We start from the raw sequence: 21,608 nt of genomic DNA, 5'->3' as shown, positions 1-21,608 counted from the left end.
GCTTCGCCGATCGACAAAATTCTGGCTGGCGACGCCCCCCTGAAAATGGAAATTGGGGGAGCCGATTGGTGGACGGTTCATCGCGGCTTGTCGCCTATCCTGGGTACGGCCATTCACAACGGTCATGAGGTCCGCGGTGCCGTCGAGGCGTTGCTGGCGATCTCCGACGACGACCGGTTGCGGGAGGAAGATCCTTTCACCGAGTTCGTCATTCGAGATGTACCCAACCGTATCGTATTCCACCGGTCGCGTTTCGAGGTCGACCTCAACCGCGCTCGCGAGGCGGCGGTCTACCTCTCGCCCGAACAGGCCTGGGGCATGGACATCTGGAGCGAGAAACCCGCGCCCGAAACGGTCGAGGATTCGCTCCGTGTGCACGACGACTATTATTCGATGCTAAGACAGGTTTTACGCGGGCTTGAAGAGCGCCATGGACGTTTCGTCGTGCTCGACATTCACAGCTACAATCACCGTCGTGGCGGGCCAGACGCGGCGCCATCCGATCCGGAAACCGCGCCTGATATCAACATCGGCACCTTCTCTATGGACCGTGAACGATGGGCACATGTCGTTGAACCGTTCATAGCCGCGTTGCGCATGTTCGAGTTCCGCGGGCGCCGGATGGACGTGCGCGAGAATGTCGCTTTTGAAGGCAGGGGTGAGCAAACGCGGTTCATTCACGAAGCCTTCCCGGAGACCGGCTGTGCTGTCGCCGTCGAGTTAAAAAAATTCTTCATGGACGAATGGACCGGATTGCCCGATCAGGCCGCGCTGGTCGCGATGCGTGCTATGATCCGTTCAACGCTGCCGATCCTGGAGGATAGACTGCAAGCGACGAGATGAGCAAAGCGCGAGTAAGCGACAGGCCGGCGAAAGCGCTCGATATGGCGCTTGTAGAAGATGTTCTCGCCGATATCGACGCTGGGAAACCGGTTCGGCGAGATCTTGAAGGTGGCGGGCGCCTCCACATCGATCGCGCGCTTCCCTTCCTTTGCATTCATTTGATCGACGGGCGTGAAGACGATGCGGCGCGGGATGTGGCATCGTCCAACGCGTCTTACCTTATCACTCCCGATCTGGATGCCGCCGTTCTGGTAATCGAAGCCATAGGCTCCGCCATGGCGAAACGCTTCGGCGCCTTCGTGCTGCTGGACGTCGGCGAGTTGGAACGGGATAGGCTACTCAGCGATGACGCCCCGTTTCTTCCACCTTTCGAGATCACGCTTTCCGCCACCGATCAACGAGCGATCCGCACTGCCCTCGACAGCTTTGCTTCGGCGGTCGAGAGCGTGGAGGTCAAGTTCCGTTCTCCGCGTCTCGATAAACGTCGTTCAGCGGACGACCCGCACGCGCGCCTTGCTGCGCGTCTCATTGGCCTTCCCTGTCTCACCGTGCGTTTCGCGCCGATCTATCGACAGCCCGACTCCGACGAGATCTATCCCGATCTGCGGGCAAGACTGATCGCCAATATCTTCGATGCCGGACTGCAGGCCATTGCCGCCTTCGTCAAAGCCACCGGCATTCTGAGCCTGCCAACGCACCGCGCGCTCGGAAGGCAGGCCTTCGTCGACTCAGTCAGCCGCGCCGATCGGAGCATCGACGACATCGTGGCGACCTTCGACTTTCTTCTGGCTGTAACACCGATCAACGCCGACGCGGCGTGGCGGGAATTCGAGGCCAGCAGATTCCAGCATGCGCCAAGGTTCCTCTATCGGCCGCTGGCCGTTCAGGTGGATGTCGAGAAGAGCAAGCTCTTCTCGATCGACTTCGATCGCTTTGAGGATCCCGTGCTTTTCAACCTATATCGCGAAAAGCAGCAGGAACTCGATCTGCAACTTTCGATGCTGTCCGCCCGGGAGACGACACGTTTCGTCGAGTTGGGCCGCGCGCTCTACGGGCGTGTCGAGCCTGCATTGTTTGATGCTGCGAAAGACATTCTGGCGAAAACGGCGAATGCAGGAGGCAACCAGGTGGGGGATGGCGAGCACGGCGAAAGCGCCGATTGCTTTTTCGTAGAGCGCCAGGCGCGTTCGATGATCGAAATCTATCGCAGGCAGCATTCCGGTTTCGAACCGATGATCGAATTGCGCGACGATCTGCCGGCTGGCCTGATGGTTTCGGGTTCCCGCCTTCTAATCTCACGCAGTACAAACATGGCGCGCCACAGGGTCGAGGCGCTGCTCAGCCATGAGATCGGTGTCCATCTGCTGACCTACTTCAATGGGTCGGCTCAAGGGCTGCGCCTCTTCCGATCGGGCCTTGCCGGATATGAGGGCGTGCAGGAAGGGCTCGCGGTCTTCGCCGAGTATCTGGCAGGCGGCATGACAAGAGGGCGTGTGCGTCTCATCGCCGCTCGCGTGGTTGCTTGCGCGGCCATGCTCGAGGGTGCATCGTTCCAGGAAACCTTCCTGGTTCTGGTTCGCGACTACGGTTTCACCGAAATTGGCGCTTTCAATCTGACCCTTAGGCTATTTCGTGGTGGTGGCCTCGCGAAGGACGCGATCTACCTGCGCGGCCTCTTCGAGGTGCTCGACCATCTCGGAAAGGGCGGAGCGCTCGATCCGTTCTGGATGGGGAAGATTTCGGCGTCGCATTTTGGTGTCATGCAGGAATTGAACCTGCGCGGCCTGCTCAGGGCGCCAGAGATAACGCCTGCCTTTTTGTTCGATCCGCAGGCAGAGCGGCGTCTCGAAAAGGCACGATCGGGGCTCTCGCCAGTCGAAATGATCGCAACCTAGGGGCTCTTGATGCGCATTGCATTCTTCGTCAATTCGATCGAACGCGAAACGCCTCACTATACAACCACCTTGCTCGCACTGGGGGCGCTCAGCCGCGGTCACGAAATCTCCTATCTGACGCCCGACGATTTCGTGCTGCGTCCCGACGACAGCCTCATGGTCCGCGCTATCACTTTGCCGAGCTCGACTTACAAGAAGCCGGAGACGCTGTACAAGGATTTGCAGAGCGACAGGACCGAGATCAAGACGATCGACGTTCGCGAGATCGACATCATCTTTCTGCGGAACGACCCCTCGCTGGACGCCGCCGATCGCCCGTGGGCAGTGAATGTCGGCGCGATGTTCGGGCGCCTTGCGGCCGAGCGCGGCGCGCTCGTCGTCAACGATCCGGGTGGGCTGGCCCTCGCTCAAAACAAGCTCTACTTCCAGGACTTTCCCAAAGCCGTGCGACCGGTCACGCTGATTTCCAAGAGCATCGAAGAGATCCGCGCCTTCATCAAGCAGCAGCCCAAAGGCGCTATCGTCAAGCCACTGCAGGGATCCGGCGGCAGGAACGTCTTCAAGATCGACTCGCCAAAGGACGCCAACCTCAACCAGATCTTCGAAGCGGTCAGCGGGGAAGGCTATCTGATTGCGCAGGGCTACCTGCCCGAAGCCAAGGCCGGCGATGTCCGTCTCTTCGTGATGAATGGAAAGGCGCTGGAACGCGACGGCAAATATGCCGCCTTTCGCCGCGTGCCTGCAAAGGGCGAGGTTCGCTCCAACATCCACGTCGCGGGCACCGCCGAGAGGGTGGAGGTAACGAACAACATGCTTTCCGTCGCCGAGATGGTGCGACCGAAACTCGTTCAGGACGGGATGTTCCTCGTTGGGCTCGATATTGTCGGAGACAAGCTCCTGGAGATCAATGTGTTCACTCCTGGCGGGCTTTCGAGCATGTCGGAAATGTACCAAACAAATTTTGCCGAGAGCGTGATCATCTCCCTCGAAAACAAGCTTTCAATACGAGCCGCTTATCCCGCCTCGATGTCCAATCGAGAACTGGCGGCATTATGAATTGTCGGGGAACCACAAGTAAAACTGTAACGCGACAGAGCGTTCGGCCAAAAGACGCTCTAATGCATGTCGCGCAAAAGTGCGCAGCGGTTTTGCGATAACGACATGCATAAAAACAAGAGCTTAAAGCGCGTCGCATGAATCCGTTCGAACGCGACGCGCTTTAGTGGTGAAATCCTGACGCTTGGTACCGTTTGTGAAAAGCGGAAATGGGTGATTTCGTGCGGTCGATTGCCGACTGGAAACGAGCAACCAGCGCCAAAAGCGGTCATCCACCGCCAGTTCTCGAATGACCGCAGTGAGGCCGGAAGCAGTAGGTCCGCTTGTGGTGTAGGAAGGCTGATAGCGGACGTTCAACTCCCAAGTTCCGATGTCGTGAGTGACCCAAAGGTGACATTTGCCGGTCACCGGTTCCCGTCGTGCGTTCTGGGAGTGCTTCTACCGCAAGGCACTATCCTTCGCGCCAATGAAATGGTCTGGTTCCAAGAGACCCTATTGGCGCAACTTAGCTATTCATGAATGCGACGTTTGACCCAAGGCGGAAAAGATTTCGAGTGGCCAACCCATGAGTGCCCCCTCGGGAATCGAAATGCTCCTTCGCTGGCTTCGTAGGCTGCCGATTCCCAACGATCGCATCGGGCATCTCGTACTGAGCGCCTTCCTGCTCGCGACCGCAAACACCTTCGGTTCCTCCTTGGCGGCTGCCCGGTTTCTATCGACCCAAGGCGGCGAGGGGATCGCGATTTACTACATGGTGTTCGCTCTCGTCTCGATTCCCGCGTGGGTTGTCTATGCCCGGATGATCGACCGCGGCAGCCGTGTTGTCCTGCTGCAGCGGTTCATGGTCGCCGTCATTGTGATGACAGCATTGTTGATCCTCGCCAGCGGGTTTGGCGGTACGGCAGCGGACTATGCGCTCTACGCGGGAATCAGCGTGTTGGAGTCGCTGCTCTACAGCGTCTTCCAAGTGGTGTTGATCGACTATCTGACTGCGCGCGAAATGACGCGCTATTCGACGCGTGTCGCTGTCGCCTTGTCCGCAGGGGGCATGGTGGGTGGCAGCCTCGCCGGCTTGCTTGCAGGTTTCGTATCGCCCTTCTGGCTGCTCTTCGGCATGCCGCTGATACTGTGCCTCTGCCTCGCGCATCTGGCCTGGCTGTCTCTCCGCTGGAAGCCGGCGGGCGAAAGGGAGGAGCAGGGAGAGTCCGGAATACTTGAAAACCTTCGCAGCATAGGCAGCATGATGCGGGGATTTTTAATAGCGATTCTGCTTTCAACCGCACTTTTCCTGAATATTGTTACGCAATGCATCGCCGAGTATATGGTTTTCAACATCTACACCGACAGTTTTCCGGACGAACAGTCGCTTGCCAAGTTCTTCGGACTGATGAGCGGCGCCCTGAATTTTGTTGGCATGGCGATCGGGTTGTGGCTGACCAGCCCGCTGATGCAACGGCTCGGCATCGCGCGCATGAACCTTGTTTTCCCAGCCGCGTGCGGAGTGAGCTTCATCGCCATGCTTGCCAGTCCGGCGCTGCCGGTCGCGATGTTTGCGCACGTCGTCTATGATGGTCTTTCCAAGAATATCGATGCGCCGGTCACGGCAATCAACTACAACGCGGTTCCAGGGCGGTTTGCAAGCCGGCTGCGCGCCTTCAACGACAGCCTGATCTATCCGATGGCATTGGCCGTATCCGGGCTGCTGGTCTGGGTGGTGGCGCAATTCGCAGGTCTTTTCGGTGTCGGCGTGCTCGGCGTTGTTCTTAGCCTCTGCTTCCTCGCATGCGGATGGAGTATCGGCTGGCGCTATGTCAGCGGGCTTGTAGGGATACTGCGAGAGGGGGCTGTTGATCTCGATCGCGACGAGTTCCTGATACGCGAAGCATCGGCCGTCGCCGCGAGCAACAGTGCGGACCTCGTCGTGATGCTAAGTGGACAGGACAGAACTGCGACCGAACTTGCTCTGCGTATTGTTGCCCATACCTCGATAGGACCATTCCTCGAACCAATCACCGAGAAACTCACGACATCGGGCGACGAAACGGTCATCGCCCTGGCTCGTGGAGGCGACCGGCATGCAGCAGATCTGTTGACACTCTGGCCCAATGCGGAACCGGTGCTCCGCGTCCGCATCGCCCAGTACCTTGTGGCAGTGGGGCGATCCCTGCCCGAGGATCGGGATCAGGCACCGGTGATGATCGCGCTCGATTTGGCTGCACGCCTCGGCAAATCGCCGGAAGCGGCGCAAGCGCTCGTAACGATGGTCCAGTCTCAATTGGAGGTAGCCACGGCACTGCTGCCAATCGCCGCCGCGCGGTGCGACGACGCGTTCACGCCGATGCTCGTCAGCATCATTCGCAATCATGCTTCGCTTGAAGAGGTCATAGTCAAGACGATCGCTGCCCTGCCTTATTCCAAGCCCGGGAGTACTGGTCTGCCCCAGGACCTGCTCGAGGAAGCCGTCCGTTCCAACGACACGGGACGACGAGTGATTGGTTATCAACTGGCGGTGCGAGGAGGCTGGCCGGCGAAGCGTATCGCTGTCGGGCTGACGGATCGGGATGAATCGGTACGCCGCGTCGCAATCGCGGCATTGGTCGCCCGCAAGGATTCCGTGGCAGCGGTATTGCCTATGCTGCGAGATGAGAATCCATCCGTCCGCCTCGCCGTTATCGAGGTGCTCGGCCACGTAGGCGCCACCGAAGCCCTGTTCAGCTATCTGCAGAAAGATGCCTTCCCCCGTATTAACAGGTATCGCCAATGGCGTCAGGCAGTGCCCGACAGCAACCTCGCCTGGGCTGCGATCGCCAGAATTGCAATGGCAGAGGCCAATCAGGCCGCGATCGACGAGGTCCTGGTGACGCTTGCTGCCCTCGGCCACAAACAGACGGTCAGCTATATCCGGCGCTTCCTGAGCGCCCGCGATGAGCGTATGCGTGCTCGCGCGGCAGAGGCAATTACCGCCGTCGACCAGCGGCGGTTGGTGACGCCGCTCATCCCACTGCTTGACGGTGATACGGCCAAGCGTGGCAAGACCCTGCCTATCAAAACCGTGCTCGATGCCATGAGCACCTCCTCGTTGCCCTGGCTACGCCGGGCCGCTGTGGCTGCACGATCATTGGAGTCCGATATGCCGAATGCCGAACACGGTTTGCTCGACCGCCTGCTTTTCCTGCGCAATGTGCCAATTTTCGAAAGCTGCTCGCTCGACGATTTGTATGCGGTGCAACAGGTCATGAAGCGCACCGACTACCTATCCGACGAGGTTATCGTCAAGCAGGGCGCGCATGGCGAGGAGCTTTTTGTCCTCCTTGAAGGCGAAGTCAAAGTGAGACAGCGCGGTCCTTCGGGCTTCACCGACTTTGCAACGCTGAAACCCGGCTCGATGTTCGGAGAGATGGCGCTGTTCGGCGAAGGTGAGCGCTCGGCGGATATAGTTGCGGTCGGGTACGCAAGCTGCCTTGTGCTGGAGCGTTCGCATTTCGAGGACCTTGCCCGGCAGCGGCCGGGTATTCTGCTGCAGATCTGCCGGGTGTTGGGTGGAAGACTGCGTGCCGCGAACCAGAAACTCCATGACCTGCAAACAGCGAAGTCAGCAAAGAGTGGGTTGCTGGAATCCAGTTCTACAGCCCAATCGCGCGGATTGCAGTGATTTTCAGGTAATCGGAATGTCCGTTACGCGGCGCAAAGCTGCCTACCGTCTTGTCGCCAGCGCAAGTCAGATATGGGTCAAAACGGACGTTCAGTAGCGTACGTTACTGCACCTCTGCCGCTTCCAATCCAAGTCAGCCCGCGCATCAGCGGCTGAAGCTCCATTGTGCGCGGCTGCTTGCCATCAAGTATTGCCTCGATCAGATCCGGCGCGAGTAGCGTCAGCCTGAGCATATGAGACACGAACGACCTGTCGAGGGTCTCCCCTTCTGCCAGTTCGCTGATCGTCGCGAACTGGCCTGATTCCAGTTGCTGCTTCCAGCGGAACGCCTGCACGACAGCTCGAAGCAGCGTGTTGTCGATGCGTGGGCGTGACGGCACCCATGGCTCGGCGCCGGCTGGTGAGACGATGACCTTGCGGCCGCCGCGCTTGCGGATGGCGAGCGGGATAGAGACGGTCAGGGTGGTGCCGTCGCGATTGATCTCGTGATTTATCATCAGGCCGCCTTCCGCAGGTTCGGCCGAAGCTCGGCAATGATGCTGGTGATCCCTTCGGTTCGAAGACGAATGGAGATGCCTTCGACATCGACGTCGATGCGCTCGACCAGAAGCTGGACGATGCGGGCCTGCTCGGTCGGGAACAGTTCGTCCCAGAGCGCATCGAACTGGATTAGTGCGTTACGCACCTCGGTCTCGCTGATGTCGCTGTCTTGTTCGCACACCACGGTCCAAGTCTTCACGATCATCTCGGGCGATCGGAGCAGAGCGCGAAGCTGGTCGATGACGGCTGACTCGATCTCGCCTGCTGGCAACCGTCGCACCAAGCAGGTTTCCGGTCCGAGCTTCTGCACGCTGGTGGTGACGTAGTAGCGGTAGAGGCGACCCTTCTTCCGCGTGTGTGCTGGCGTCATCGCATAGCCGTTGTGGGCGAAGATCAGGCCGCGTAGCAATGCCGGTGTTTGCCCGCGGCAATGCCCTGCCCGCTTGCGCGGTGTCTCGGCAATGATCGAACGAACCTTGTCCCAGAGGTCTCGCGATATGATCGCCTGGTGCTCGCCGGGATAGCTCGTGCCCTTGTGGACGGCTTCGCCGATGTACACCCGGTTGCTGAGCAGCTTGTAGAGATAGCCCTTGTCGACTGGCCTGCCACCGCGGCTTGTGACGCCGTCGGCATTCAGGGTGCGTGCCAGAATGGTTGCCGATCCGATCGACAGGAACCGCTCGAAGATCATGCGGACCGTTGCGGCATCTTCCTCCTGGATGACCAGTTTGCGATTTTCGACGCGATAGCCGAGCGGGACGTTGCCGCCCATCCACATGCCCTTCCGCCGCGACGCCGCGAACTTGTCGCGGATGCGTTCGCCAATCACCTCGCGTTCGAACTGCGCGAACGACAGCAGGATATTGAGCGTCAGCCGTCCCATCGAGGTCGTCGTGCTTTGCTGAAACCGTCATGCCGATCATCGGGTCATTGCAGAGAGCGGGCATCACCAGCCTCCGCGGCATTGCAATGGCCGAAGGTACGCCTGAACAAACACGGATTGCCCTGCTCAGGGACGGCGACTATTTTGGCGAGATTGCACTGCTTAAAAATGTCACTCGCACCGCGAGTGTGAAAACGCTCACCCCATGCACCTTTCTATCGCTGCAGCGCGAACAGTTTTCATATCTGCTCGAACGTGCACCGCACCTACGGGCGCGGCTGGAACAGGTGCTGACCTCGAGAGAGGCAGAAGGTGAAGCGGAGCGGCCTTTGACAAAGGGCGCTGCACATGATCCTCTGACCCGAGGCGTCGGTTTATCGACGGCATGATCCCGACCGAAGCGACTATACAGTAATGATGCATCACACAAGCCCTCCCTTCGGAGCAAGTTGCTAATTACGATAGTAGAGCCGCATCGTCGATTTCCCGAGTCCAACGAACTATCCGTTACGCAGGAGTTTGCTGATGCAAAACGAAATTGTTTTTGCCCATAATCCTTTTAGCGAGCTGACGGAAGTTCGCGCTAGCGCCTTGCATGGTTGGGGTGTGTTCGCGAGACGACTCATCCCTAAGGGGACAGTTTGGTGGCAGGCGCGTTCGCAAGATGTGCTGGTGATAGAGCGAGATCAATACGAAGCTATTGACTCCTTGCCCCGTACCGTTCTTGTCAATGGGCTTCTGGACGCCATTTTGCATTATAGCTACTACCCGAGTGGTCTTAACCGGCTTATTTTGATCCTGGATGGAGCACAATTCACCAACCATTCATTCACCCCCAACTCCGTCGACGACCCAACCAAACTTCAAAGCTTAGCGCTTCATGATATCGGACCGGGAGCCGAAATCCTGGAAGACTATTCCCACTATGGAAAATGTCCGTGGGCCCCTCTGTATGGCGAATTCGCGAAAGCGATTTGGGAACGGAATTGATGCTGCTGTCACGTTTTTCCGTTGATCTCATTACCAAAACTTGCTGATCAGAACCATGGCCCCATTTTCGCATTCCGGCCCGCGCGCAGTGTCGGCCATGTCGCTCAGGGGGCTTTCCGGAGCCCGGAACGCGACCATTTCTCGGATTGCCTCTTGCTCGGCCTCGTGCGGGAGGTGTTCGCCATCGCCTCCGAACGTCCGAAAGGGGGCCGGAAGCCGTCGGTCCGCTTTGAGAGTTAAAGGCGCACAACGCGGACATTCTCCTGGATCAGGCGGCCCGGTTTTGAGCCATTTTAGGCATTCGACTTACCTTCTCTGGCACCAAGCTCCTTGAACTCCCGAATGTTCAGATTCCGGAGATGCGATCGGGCGCACCGATGGGCGCTAGGACCGGTTCAGAGCTAGGCAGGCGACGGACAATTGACTTGCATGGCCGACACAGCGCGAGCGAGAATGCCGCTCCTAGGATCGGCCCGCAATTCGTTCGGCTTTAGCCAGGTCCAGTTGAGGAACCGCCATGCGCGACATCGCCAAGTGGCTGGAGAGCCAAGGTCTTGGCGAATACGTGGAAGCGTTTGCCAACAACAAAATTGATGCCGACGTGCTGCCCAGCCTGACGAGCGATGATCTCAAGGAGTTGGGCGTTGCCGCGGTAGGTGATCGGCGCAGGCTTCTGAGGGCGATCGCCAGCCTTTCAGCGCCTGATATCGGGCAGCGTCACGAAGGGGCCGCTGCGCCGGTCACATCGGCTGAGCCCTCGCAAGAAGTGTCGCCCGAACGCCGCCAGGTTACGGTGATGTTCTGCGACCTAGTGGGTTCAACGCCTCTCTCGGTCGAGTTCGATCCCGAGGATGTGGCCGACGTAATACGTTCCTATCACACGAGCTGCACAAAAATCGTGGGGCGATGGGATGGGCATATCGCCAAGTTCATGGGCGACGGCGTGCTGGTCTATTTCGGCTGGCCGCGTGCCCATGAGGACGATGCAGAGCGCGCCGTCGAGGCGGGTCTTGAACTGACATTGGCAGTCTCGACGTTGGATACCGCCATTGGACGACCTATGGCAGCTCGTGTCGGTATCGCGACAGGTCTAGTAATGGTCGGCGAAACGACTGGCACTGGAACGGCGCGCGAGCGCGCCGTGGTCGGCGAAACACCGAACCTGGCCGCGCGGCTACAAGGCATCGCGGAACCCGGAACTGTCGTGGTCGCCGCCAGCACGCGACAGCTACTTGGCAACCTCTTCGAGACTGCCGATCTTGGCGAACACCTCTTGAAGGGTTTTCCGGAGCCCGTACGCGCTTCACGTGTCCTGGGCAAGGCCGCCAAGGAGACACGCTTTGAAGCGCTGCACGGCCGGCTCCATACGCCGCTGATCGGGCGCGGCGATGAAGTGGAACAACTGACGAAGCGATTTCAGCAAGCGGAGGCGGGCGAGGGCCAGGTCGTTCTCATTTCGGGCGAACCAGGGATCGGCAAGTCGCGCCTTTGTGAGGCGGTGCGAGCCAAGCTGCTGCACCGGCCGCATGCGCGCCTGACCTACCAGTGCTCGCCGTCGCACGCGGACCGAGCATTTTACCCTCTGGTCACGCAGCTTGAACAGGCGGCCGACATTCGCCCGGACCTCGATCCGGGCGAAAAATTGCGAAGGCTGACGGCGATGCTTCCCAGGTCTGGCGAGAGCGCTCAGGTCCAATTGTCGATTCTCGCCGCTTTTCTCTCCATCCCGACGAATGGAGGAGAAGGCCCGCCGAGCCTGGATGCGCTTCAACAGACGGAACGAACCTTTGATGTGCTTATGAGCCTCTTGGAGGATTCCTGCGCCAAAGGCCCCGCGGTCATCACCTTCGAGGACCTGCACTGGTGCGACCCGTCGACGCTCGAGTTCCTCAACCGGCTCGTCGACAGGGTAGAGACCCTGCCAGTGCTGCTGCTCGTCACCTCGCGCCCCGGAATCAGCGTGGCATGGTCGGATCAGCCTCATGTCACGACGGTTTCGTTAAATCGCATAACCAGGCGCGAGTCCGAGAAAATGATCGATTCGCTTGCCAACTCCGACGTGCTGCCGGAGCGCGTCGTCGAGGAGATCGTGAAGCGGAGCGATGGAATACCGCTGTTTCTCGAAGAGATGGCCCGGACCTTGATCGAGGCACAGAATCAGCCGAACGCCGCCGGCGCGCTCGAGAGGGGCGTGCCGGCATCGCTCCAGGACATGCTGATGGCCCGGCTCGATCGGCTCGCCACCGGAAAGCGGATCTATCAGACCGCGGCCGCAATCGGTCGCGAGTTCACCATCGGACTGCTCGAGCGCGTATGCGATCTCGATGGAGCCGCGCTGCACCTGGCTTTGGATGCCCTGGTGGAGGCCGAGCTTCTGGTCTGCCGGCAAACCGTCTCGGGAGCGACGTATGTCTTCAGGCACGCTTTGCTTCAGGACGCGGCCTATGGCAGCCTGCTGCGTGATACACGCAAGGAACTGCACGCGCGCATCGCCGCTGCGCTTGCACAGGCGGAAACCGACGATCCAGCATTGCTGGCGCATCACTACGAGAATGCAAATGCCTGGACCGAGGTCTTGAACTGTCGGCTCCTGGCGGCGGCGAAAGCCGAGAGTCGCGGGGCTCGCTGGGAGGCGGCCGAGCACCACCGGCGCGCCATCCAGGCTCTCGAACGCCTTCCCGACACGGCGGCGCACCGGCAAACCTACGTCGAGACGGTCTTGGCGCGGGCCAGGAGCGGCCGGCAGTACGCGAACAAGCAGGAACGTGCCGAAGCGCTTCACCAGGTCGACAGGGCAATCGCGTTCGCCGACGGGGACACCGCGGCCCTGGCGGGGCTGCAGTCCTTCAAGGGAGTGGATTTGCTGGAAGAGCCGTTGCTGGTCAGCGCCGAACGACATGCCGGTTTCGCGGATGCGGCGCGCCAGGCCGAAGTTGCGTGGCGCTATGCCAACTTCCTCGGCAATACCGGACGGCTTGAAGAATCACTCGGCAAGATCGAACGGGCTGCGGCGCTGTTGCAGGAAGTCGGGGCCCTGGAAGAGCTCGGTTCGCTCGCCGCAGGTGCAGGCCGTTGCTACAATGCCCGCGCCGGGCGGTTGCAGCGGTCTCTGCAATTCGCCGAGATGGTTCGGGAGATCGCCGCGTCGACGCAGGACGTCGAGGTGCGCTCGTGGCTGGCGATGGAAGCAGAGCCTTTGCTTTACAAGGGACTCTGGCAGCGGACGGTGGAGGTGGTCGAGCAGAACCTCGCCACGACCTGGGAGAACGCGAGGTGGAGCGTTGTATTGTGGGCGTCGGGCTGGGCAGCCATAGCCTGTCTGAAGCTGAACCGGATTGCCGATGCAAGGGCCTTCCTGGATCCGGTGATGAAGACAGTGGCACGGCGGATAGATAACGATTTCTGCAAGATCTATCCCCACATCGCCTTGAGCCAATTGCACCTCGCCGAAGGGGACGCTGCAGCCGGGCTGCAAGCGGCGGAACGCGCGCTGGAGCTCGCGGAGCGTGTAACGGCGAGGCTCGAGATTGGCGCTGCCCGTCGCGCGCTCGGCCAAGCCTACGAGGCCAGGGGCGATCGCCAAGCGGCGGACGGGCAGTTCCGTCGAAGTGTTGATGTTCTCCAGACAATCCAGTCCCGACCCGAGCTCGCCCAAAGCATGCTTGCCTTTGGCAGATTTGAACTGGTTGCGGACGGAGATAAAGCAAAGGGGTTGCTACACAGCGCCCTTAAGCTATTCAAAGAAATCGAGGCAGACGGTTGGGTGGCGGAGACACAAAGCGCTCTTCTTCGCTGATCTCTTCAATCTGACACCAGAAGACCATGCCCGCGAAACGATGACCGAGTGCGACTGTTCGCTTCTGTCGAGCAGCACCCTCCGCTGTTGGCGTGCTGTCTCAAGTCGCCGCCTGCGTTCGTTTTAGAGCAGCGTGGCTCTTCACGATTGGGCAGACATGACGCGCCTCTCGGACGGCCGTTCGGGGGCCGTTTGCTGACTGGCCGGTTTTGGCCGACAAGATATGGGAAGCCGACGCGCTGTTACGCCCCTTGGTGCTATCTGGTTCGCCGGCCTGGCCGCCGATCAATCTCGTCCCGCAGAAGAAAGGGGCGGATGACCCGCCCCTTCTTGCTGCATAGTCTTCCGGCCACCACCATTTGTCAGGCGCGCTTCAGGACCGGCTCCAGGCCCACGGCTGCTGCAAGTCCGCCGATATCCTTGATCTCGGTATATTCGTAGAACGGATTGGCCGGTTCGTGGCCGCGATTGACCCAGACCTTGCTCTTGATCCCCAGGTCATAGGCTGGCATCAGGTCATAGCGGAAAGAGGAGGAGACGTGGGTGATGTCTTCGGGTCCGCAGCCGAGCTTGTCGAGCATGTACTCGAAACCCTTCATTAGCGGCTTGTAGGCGCCAACCTCTTCGGCGGTGATGACGGTGTGAATGGGCGCGCCGAGCTTTTCCACATTCGACATGATCAGGTTCTTCATCGAGTTCGATAGGATCACCAGCGGAATTTCCTTCGCCACTCTGGACAGTCCTGCCGGAACGTCCGGGTGCGGGCCCCAGGTCGGCACTTCGTCACAGATGCGCTGCGCGTCTTCGGGCTTGAACTGAATACCGATGCGCTTGCAGCTGCGTTCGACGGCATTGTGCACCACCTCGGAGAAGGGCTTCCAGGCGCCCAGGACCTCGTCCAGGCGATATCCCCTGAAGGCTTCGACGAAGTTGTCCATCGTCTCAGCAGAAAGGCGCTCGGCATACACACGCCGCGCGGCACCGGCCATGTCGAAGTTGGTTAGCGTCCCATAGCAGTCGAAGGTGATATACTTTGGCCTAAATTTGGTCATGGCGTGAGATCCTTTCACTTTGACGACCCAGATTGGCCGCTCCCGGCACGTCATATTTGTACGGACAGCAGAGCATAGCTCTTCGAACACTCGCCACTTGAAGTACATTGTTCTGATTTTGGCCGCTCCTCAGGCATAATCTATCGCCTTCGCGCTTACGAGGGCAGACGGATGGACGGCGCTCACACAGCATTCCAGTCCACCTTTCACCGCTCGGTATTGTACAACACTTATTCGTTACCTTCGGCGCCCAACCGCCTATTTGACGGCACGATGACAGAAGGTGCACACCTTGACGCCCGCATCCTGCCGAAAGAACATCAGCTCCATAGCGTGCGGATATTTCTCGCTATTTCGCAATCTCTGACGCTTCCGACACCAAGTTCGATAGCTGCCGGATTGCAGCCAAAAAAATGGACCGCGACTCCCTACCCCTCCTGGTAACCAGAAGGCCATCTTGCACCCACGCATAAATTGTTGTACAAAATTGCGACGCAATATACGAATCCTGCGGCGTTGAACCCTGTTTCGGGGGCACCTGAACTGAGTAGAAAATGGGTCAAAATCTACAGACCAAGCCGGTCCGAGCGTCGGAGCTCTCCGAAGCCTGCCATCCCGTCCGCGAGGCAGAAGCCGAAGTAATCGCTGCGCGTCTCTATAATATTTATGGCTCTGCCACGCGCTTTGATACAGAAAAAGACGACACGTTTCTTCTCAACAGCGCGAACCGTGGGAAGTTCGTCCTGAAGATCGCTCATCCTTCCGAGCGGGTGGAGGAGCTCGATTTCCAGGTGGCGCTCTTGCGCCATATCGCACAGCGCGCTCCGGATCTGCCCGTTCCCCGTGCGCATTGCGACGTCGACGGCGTGGATTTGCCCATCGTCACGACCAGCGCCGGAGAGCGGCGCGTCGTGCGGCTCATCACCTTTCTCGCCGGCACGCCGCTCGACCGGACGACCTCCACCGGTCGGCAGCGCGAACGGATCGGCGAGATTTTGGCGAAACTGCGTCACGCCATGGCCGATTTCTCTCATCCCACGGACAGTCGAACCCTGGCATGGGACGTCACCCACCTGCTCGATCTCTCCGATCTGCTGGGCTTCATCCCAGCGGGCAGCAAGCGCGCATGGACCATGCGTGCGCTGGAGCGATTTGCCGAGATCAAGCCGCAGCTCGACCAGTGCCGGCGGCAGGTGCTCCACAACGATTTCAATACGTCGAACCTGGTCGTTGATCATGCCAATCCGCAATTCCTGACCGGCGTCATCGACTTCGGCGATGCGGTTCGTACGGCCATCGCCGTCGATGTCTCCACGGCGTTGATGAACCAGATGCCCAAAACCTTGGGCCACGGTGGTCGGCGTGACCTCTTCGACGAACCGCGCGACGTTTTGCGCGGCTATCTCCGCCACGCTGAACTGACGGACGAGGAGCTCAGGCTCATCCCGTTCCTGGCACTGGGCCGCCTGGCGGTCCGCGCGCTGCTGACCTGCTGGCGCGCCGAACTCTTCCCTGAGAACAGCCGCTACATCCTGCGCAACACCGAAGCGGGTTGGGCTCACCTCGAGTGGTTCAACTCGCTGTCGACCGCACAAATATCAGACCTTCTGACCCGAGAGGAACCGTAATGTCCAAGCAAGCGACCGTTCTGCCCAAGGGCTTCCGTGGCAACATGGCGAATGGCTTCAACCCTCGGGATGCAGCTCATCTCTCCGGCGAAGACGCGGCGCATGTGGCCAGGCGGCAAAGGCTGCTTGGGCCCGCCTATCGGCTCTTCTACAAGACGCCGGTCGAGATTTCCCGCGCCAAGGGCGTGTTCCTCTACGACAAGCATGGCAACGAATACCTCGACGCCTACAACAACGTCGTATCGCTGGGTCACGCTCATCCGCGCGTGGTCGAGGCCATCCAGAAGCAGCTCGAAATCCTCTGCACCCACACGCGCTATATGCAGGAACCCCTGCTGGACTATGCCGAAGCTCTGATCAACACATTTGGTGGCGAACTCGGCCGGACCGGATGCGCGATGTTCACCTGCACCGGCTCGGAAGCCAACGATCTCGCCTTGCGCATTGCGCGCTATCATACAGGCAGGGCTGGCGTCATTGTCACGGCCGAAGCCTATCACGGCAATAGCGGCGCGGTGGCGGCGATCTCCCCGTCGCTCGGCAAGAAATCGGCGCTGGATCCCTACGTTCGAACTGTCGCTGCCCCGGACTCCTATCGCCTGCCCGTCGCGGAAATCGGCCGGCGGATGGCGGAGGATGTCGCCCGACAGATCGCCGATCTCGAAAGGCATGGCGACGGCCTGGCCGCATTCATCGCCGATTCCGTCTTCTCCTCCGATGGTCTTTATGTCGACCCCACGGATGTGTTGGCGCCGGTGGCGGAAGTTGTTCGCAAGGCCGGCGGCCTGTTCATCGCTGACGAAGTACAGTCCGGTTTCGGGCGGACCGGCACCCACCTCTGGGGACACGCCCGCCACAAGGTCGATCCGGACATCGTCACCCTTGGCAAGCCCATGGGCAACGGCTATCCGGTTGCGGGCCTGGTTGTGCGGCCCGAACTGGTTGCCGAATTCGGGGCCAGCATGCGCTATTTCAACACGTTCGGCGGCAATTCCGTCGCCATCGCCGCCGCGCAGGCCGTGCTCGACACGATCCTGGAGGAAGGGTTGATGGACAACGCGACCAGGGTCGGCGGTGAAATCCTCGACGGCCTCCGCGCCTTGCAGAACAAATACGAATTCGTCGGCGATGTTCGCGGAGCGGGCCTCTATTTCGCCGTCGAGCTCGTAAAGGACCGCGAGAGGAAGGTTCCGGACATGGATCGCGCGCTCGCGGCCGTCAATGCTCTGCGCGACCAGCGCATTCTCATCTCCGCGACAGGAGCGGATGCGCATATCCTCAAAATCAGGCCCCCTCTTGTCTTCACATCAGCCAATGCAGGGCGTCTGCTCGAAGGTGTCGACAATGCGCTGCGGGCGGTGCAGATCTAGGAGAAGATGCAAAAGGATTCCTTGCCGGCGCTGCGTCACCTGACGCAGCCGCACGCGCGACACCAGCAACGACCAGGCCCATGAAGCAAGTCCAGGACCTCGAGGCCAACGCCGAACCTGTCCCCGTGAGCGCCGTAGACATTCTGGCGCAGGACTTGCGCCGCCGTATCCTGTCGGGGGATTTCCAGCCCGGCCAATTCCTCCGCGACGCCAGGATGTGCGAGGAGCATTCGACCTCACGCCACACGTTCCGCGCGGCGGCCCAGTTGCTCGTCACACAGGGCCTGCTGCGCCAAATACCGAACCGAGGCTTCATGCTGCCCGAATTCGGAGCGGACGATATTGTCGACATCACACGGGTGCGCGGCGCCATTGAAGGCGAAGCCATTCGGTTGATCGTGCTGACCGGGGTCATCCCGCCCCAGGCGCTCGAGGCGGTTGCGGTCATGCATGATTCGAGCCTGTCCTCAGACCAGTCGGCGCTGGTTGCCGCAGACCGCGACTTCCATCGCGCCATCGTCGCAGCGAGCGGAAGCGTGCGCCTGAACCGAGCCTATTCGAACCTTGAAGGCGAGATCGAGCTTCTTCTCGTCCAGCGGCAAGCCTTCTACGGCTCGGCCGAAGAAATGGCGCTGGAGCATGAGCGGCTCGTCAAGAGCCTGAAAAGCCGCCACTTCGACACCGCGCGGGAGGCCTTCGAGGAGCACTGGGAAGATCTTCAGATCAAGCTGCTCGATCCGCGCTTACGCTGAGGCTCCTCATCGCTGATCTTATCCAGCGTGCCATGACTGCCAGCTTCGCTTGGAGCGCCTTAGGCCTGACTGCCGGCAGGTCTTCAGATGGCGGCGATGTCCAGCTTCGAGCCGTCAACCAGACGCGACAGGCGGAACGGTGTAGGATCGACGCTGGGCGTGTCGTTTACGACAAGCTCTGCGGCCAGATAGCCAAGCCCCGGGCCCAAACCGAAGCCGTGGCCCGAGCAGCCCGCTGCGAGGACGAGGCCCTCCACCGCGTCCACCTGCGACACCACAGGCACTGCGTCCGGCGTGCAATCGACGAAGCCGCCCCAAGCACTATCGATCTGTATATCGCCGAGTTGGGGGAAGGTCTTCCGGACACTCTCCACCACTTGGCTTATCAGCCATTTCAAGGGCGGAGGGTCCAGCACCCGATTCTGTTCGAAGATCCGATCGTCGCTGGTCAGCAGCGCCGGCATTGAATCCGGCCCCGAAAGGAACGATTGGCCGATGCCGAGCCTGACGTTCTTCAGGCGACGCAAGAATTGCGGCATGAATTCCCGGCTATACCGGATAGCCTGGGGCGTGATTTCGAGGTTCGCCTTGCCGCTGATCGCAAGCGTATAGCTTCCGTCCAGTCGGCGCGTGATCGTGCAGTAGGGCGTGGAGATCGCCTCGCCTACGTTGATTGTCGGGGTAGAACGCAGCGCGGTCTGCCGGATGCTTGCCTGGGGGAAACTGATCCCGAGCGGCCTAAGGAAGCGCGAGGACCAGGCGCCAGCGGCGCACAGCACCGCGCTGGTTCTGATGTAGCCCTTCTCCGTGTGCACGCCCGCAATCTTGCCATTAGCCAAGTCGAGCGCCCGCGCGGCGCATTCCTGGTGGATGGTGGCGCCCAGAGCTCTGGCGCCCTCGGCGATAGCCGGCGCGGCAAGCGCAGGTTCGGCCTTACCGTCCCGTTCCGAATAGGTCCCGCCGACCCATTTGCCGCGCGCTTCGGGGACACGCTCGGCCAGCTCAGCCCGGCTGAGCAAGCGGGTGTCGACGTCGTACTCCCTGGCGACCTCGCGCCACCTTTCCCAGCCGGCGAGCACCGCCTCGTCGTGGGTCGCATAGACGAGACCGCAGCGTCGAAATCCAAGGTCCCGATTGATATCGTGCGTCAGTTCGTCCCACAGCCGCATGGAGAGAACCGAGAGCGGCAGTTCGCGCCGGTCGCGGTTCTGCTGGCGGCACCAGCCCCAATTTCGGCTCGATTGCTCGCAGGCGATGTGGCCCTTCTCGAGCAGAGCCACAGAGAGGCCACGCTTCGCCAGGAAATAGGCGGCCGTGGAGCCGAGAATGCCGCCGCCGACGATAGCGACGTCGACCTCGGCCGGGAGACGTTCATCGCTGTGAATGCGTTCGACTCTGGGCGACATGTTCCAACAACCTCGGCGGCCAAGAATGCGGAAGCAAAGTTCCGATTAGCCCTTCATCGCATCGTGCGCTCGAAAGAATGTGCCGAAACCATCCAGGACTTCGCCAGATGTGCGGTTTTTTGATCGCTTGATCGATAAGATCTGCTCAAGCCCGATCGAGTTCCAGTTCGACGCAGGGCGGCGCAACTTGCTCGCGAGTCCGTTGGATCGCGCCTGAGGGTCGGTCTTGAGCCTGCGAGCGAAGGCTTTCAGGAGAAGGTTCTCCGCTCAACCGCAAACCCCGCATGACCCGTCAGGCTCCTCTCGTCATCCACAGTGGCTCAAGTGCGGCCTCGGCGATCCCGTCAGCGCTCGCTCCAGCTTCGGATACACCACGACCAGACGATACCGAGATGTCATCTCCTTCTCGTCTCATGATCGAAACTAGCACGACCGTGTGCAATACGGCGCCTATCCGTCCCCAAATGGACCTTGATGCAGCTCTGCCGAAGTGTCCGCTTTCAGGCGCTGGAAGAGGAGGCGTTAACGTCTGAAATGGGGCGCAAAGCTGCCGTTCGCGGCGTGGAAGACGTACGTCTGCTTTGGGTCATGGGCGTGAATTCGGCCGGTGGCGAACGAACTTCCGCCAAGGGGCCTCCGGCATTCCGCGCCGGTACTAACCGAAGGTCAGCACAGCAAAAGGCCGGTACTGGCTTCCGGGCGTCAGGCGCCAGGCAGTCTGAACCGGTATTCCGTCACATGATGGTAGATCTGGCCCGGCCATAGCGTGGCCTGCGGGAAATACGGCCGGTTCGGTGCGTCCGGCCAGACCTGAGGTTCCAGGCAGAAGCCCGAATAAGCCTTGTAATGACGTCGTTCGAGTCCCGGCGAAGGCGGTGCCAAATACTGGCCGGTATAGAGCTGGACGCCCGGTTCCGTGGTCCAGAGCTCCATCTCGACGCCGGAATTCGCACCTTGCGCCCATGACGCCAGCTTGAGCGGCCCGCGCGTCGGGGCAAGGCAGAAATTCTGGTCGTAGGGGAGCTGGCTGCCCTCACTCTCCATGCGCAGCGGCCGCGCCTGGCGGAAATCGAACGGCGTGCCGTCGACCGGCTTCACGACGCCGGTCGGGATAAGGTCGCCATCGACCGGAAGATAGGCGCCGGCGTTCAGCATCAGCCGGTGGTCGAGGATGTCGCCGGCGCCGCCGTCATCCAGGTTGAAATAGGAATGCTGGGTGAGGTTGCATAGCGTCGGCTCCTCGCAGGTCGCACTCATCTCAACGCTGAGCGTGCCGGGGATTTTCAACCTGTAGGTGCAGGTCACGTCGAGCGCGCCGGGAAAGCCCATCGTGCCGTCGGGATCATGCAGCGTCAGCGTGACAAAATCCCTGCCATGCAGCGAAACCTCCCATGGCCGGTGCGAAAAACCTTGCGAGCCGCCATGCAGCGTGTGTTTGTCGAGAAAGTTGCGCTCGGTCTGGTAGCGCTGGCCGGCGATGGTGAAACGGCCATCGCGGATGCGGTTGGCGTAGCGTCCGACGACGGCGCCGAAGAAGGCGGTATCCGTTTCATAGGGCTTGAAACTGCTATAGCCGAGCACCAGCGGCGCATCGTGCCCGGCCAGGCGCAGATCCTGGATGATGGCGCCCAGCCCGATGATGTTGGCGGTGAGGCCGCCGCCACGGATGCTGAAGCGGCGGATGGCCTCGCCCGCTTGCGTCGTGCCAAAAACCTCGCCGTCCTTCATCGCCATGTCCGAAACGC

The 21,608-nt window shown here is 60.6% G+C and carries 15 protein-coding genes and 1 pseudogene; 10 read left to right on the top strand and 6 right to left on the bottom strand.

Translation table 11 applies throughout. The annotated features are described in order from the left end of the window. Positions 1–45 precede the first annotated feature (45 nt). The 4 genes from AC0NIE_RS19130 (at position 46) to AC0NIE_RS19115 (ending at position 7,446) form a co-directional block, all read left to right on the top strand. A complete protein-coding gene (locus tag AC0NIE_RS19130) occupies positions 46–843 on the top strand; it encodes an N-formylglutamate amidohydrolase (protein ID WP_473486628.1) in 798 nt (265 codons plus the stop codon). Next, complete coding sequence (locus AC0NIE_RS19125; protein WP_473486534.1) at positions 840–2,738, top strand: flavohemoglobin expression-modulating QEGLA motif protein; 1,899 nt, start codon at positions 840–842, stop codon at positions 2,736–2,738. The genes AC0NIE_RS19130 and AC0NIE_RS19125 overlap by 4 nt, the downstream gene beginning before the upstream one ends. 9 nt (positions 2,739–2,747) lie before the next feature. After that, positions 2,748–3,794: a glutathione synthetase gene (locus tag AC0NIE_RS19120; RefSeq protein ID WP_473486535.1), complete on the top strand. Its 1,047-nt coding sequence runs from the start codon at positions 2,748–2,750 to the stop codon at positions 3,792–3,794. 589 nt (positions 3,795–4,383) lie between these two features. After that, positions 4,384–7,446 (top strand): MFS transporter, encoded by a 3,063-nt coding sequence (locus AC0NIE_RS19115; RefSeq protein WP_473486536.1) that lies wholly within the window; start codon positions 4,384–4,386, stop codon positions 7,444–7,446. Positions 7,447–7,523: 77 nt separating this feature from the next. Here the strand turns inward: AC0NIE_RS19115 and AC0NIE_RS19110 are convergent, their stop codons facing one another. From AC0NIE_RS19110 to AC0NIE_RS19100, 3 genes and pseudogenes are all read right to left on the bottom strand, one after another. Then, positions 7,524–7,943 carry a hypothetical protein gene (locus AC0NIE_RS19110; protein WP_473486537.1) on the bottom strand — a complete coding sequence of 140 codons (420 nt, stop codon included), beginning with the start codon at positions 7,941–7,943 and terminating at the stop codon, positions 7,524–7,526. Continuing rightward, entirely contained in the window at positions 7,943–8,758 is an 816-nt protein-coding gene (locus tag AC0NIE_RS19105; protein ID WP_473530181.1) for a recombinase family protein, read from the bottom strand. The genes AC0NIE_RS19110 and AC0NIE_RS19105 overlap by 1 nt, the downstream gene beginning before the upstream one ends. Positions 8,759–8,770: 12 nt before the next feature. Next, positions 8,771–8,875 (bottom strand): annotated as a pseudogene (locus AC0NIE_RS19100) (recombinase family protein); the annotation flags it as partial. A gap of 23 nt (positions 8,876–8,898) precedes the next feature. Here AC0NIE_RS19100 and AC0NIE_RS19095 point away from each other — a divergent pair. The 3 genes from AC0NIE_RS19095 to AC0NIE_RS19085 all read left to right on the top strand — a co-directional run bounded on the left by AC0NIE_RS19095 (position 8,899) and on the right by AC0NIE_RS19085 (position 13,655). After that, positions 8,899–9,258, top strand: coding sequence for a cyclic nucleotide-binding domain-containing protein (locus tag AC0NIE_RS19095; protein ID WP_128185028.1), 360 nt, complete (start codon positions 8,899–8,901; stop codon positions 9,256–9,258). Between the two features lie 136 nt (positions 9,259–9,394). Then, positions 9,395–9,859, top strand: a complete 465-nt coding sequence (locus AC0NIE_RS19090) for an SET domain-containing protein-lysine N-methyltransferase (protein WP_128185026.1) — start codon at positions 9,395–9,397, stop codon at positions 9,857–9,859. Between the two features lie 517 nt (positions 9,860–10,376). Next, positions 10,377–13,655: an AAA family ATPase gene (locus tag AC0NIE_RS19085; protein WP_473486538.1), complete on the top strand. Its 3,279-nt coding sequence runs from the start codon at positions 10,377–10,379 to the stop codon at positions 13,653–13,655. 362 nt (positions 13,656–14,017) lie between these two features. Here AC0NIE_RS19085 and AC0NIE_RS19080 read toward each other — a convergent pair whose 3' ends face one another. Next, positions 14,018–14,707, bottom strand: coding sequence for a haloacid dehalogenase type II (locus AC0NIE_RS19080; protein WP_473486539.1), 690 nt, complete (start codon positions 14,705–14,707; stop codon positions 14,018–14,020). 554 nt (positions 14,708–15,261) lie between these two features. Between AC0NIE_RS19080 and AC0NIE_RS19075 the strand changes: the two genes are divergently transcribed. From AC0NIE_RS19075 to AC0NIE_RS19065, 3 genes are all read left to right on the top strand, one after another. Next, positions 15,262–16,335 carry a phosphotransferase gene (locus tag AC0NIE_RS19075; RefSeq protein WP_473486540.1) on the top strand — a complete coding sequence of 358 codons (1,074 nt, stop codon included), beginning with the start codon at positions 15,262–15,264 and terminating at the stop codon, positions 16,333–16,335. Then, a complete protein-coding gene (locus AC0NIE_RS19070) occupies positions 16,335–17,705 on the top strand; it encodes an aspartate aminotransferase family protein (protein WP_473486541.1) in 1,371 nt (456 codons plus the stop codon). Before AC0NIE_RS19075 ends, AC0NIE_RS19070 begins: the two co-directional genes overlap by 1 nt. An 80-nt stretch (positions 17,706–17,785) precedes the next feature. Next, positions 17,786–18,457: a GntR family transcriptional regulator gene (locus AC0NIE_RS19065; protein ID WP_473486542.1), complete on the top strand. Its 672-nt coding sequence runs from the start codon at positions 17,786–17,788 to the stop codon at positions 18,455–18,457. Positions 18,458–18,540: 83 nt separating this feature from the next. Here the strand turns inward: AC0NIE_RS19065 and AC0NIE_RS19060 are convergent, their stop codons facing one another. Together AC0NIE_RS19060 and AC0NIE_RS19055 are read right to left on the bottom strand one after the other, a co-directional pair. Next, entirely contained in the window at positions 18,541–19,863 is a 1,323-nt protein-coding gene (locus tag AC0NIE_RS19060) for an NAD(P)/FAD-dependent oxidoreductase (RefSeq protein WP_473486543.1), read from the bottom strand. Positions 19,864–20,565: 702 nt separating this feature from the next. Beyond that, the gene (locus tag AC0NIE_RS19055) at positions 20,566–21,597 is read right to left on the bottom strand and encodes an aldose epimerase family protein (protein WP_473486544.1); all 1,032 of its coding nucleotides are present in this window, start codon (positions 21,595–21,597) and stop codon (positions 20,566–20,568) included. Between the last annotated feature and the right edge of the window lie 11 nt (positions 21,598–21,608).

This window comes from Mesorhizobium sp. WSM4842 (assembly GCF_055901575.1).
This window is presented reverse-complemented; position numbering and strand designations above follow the sequence as displayed.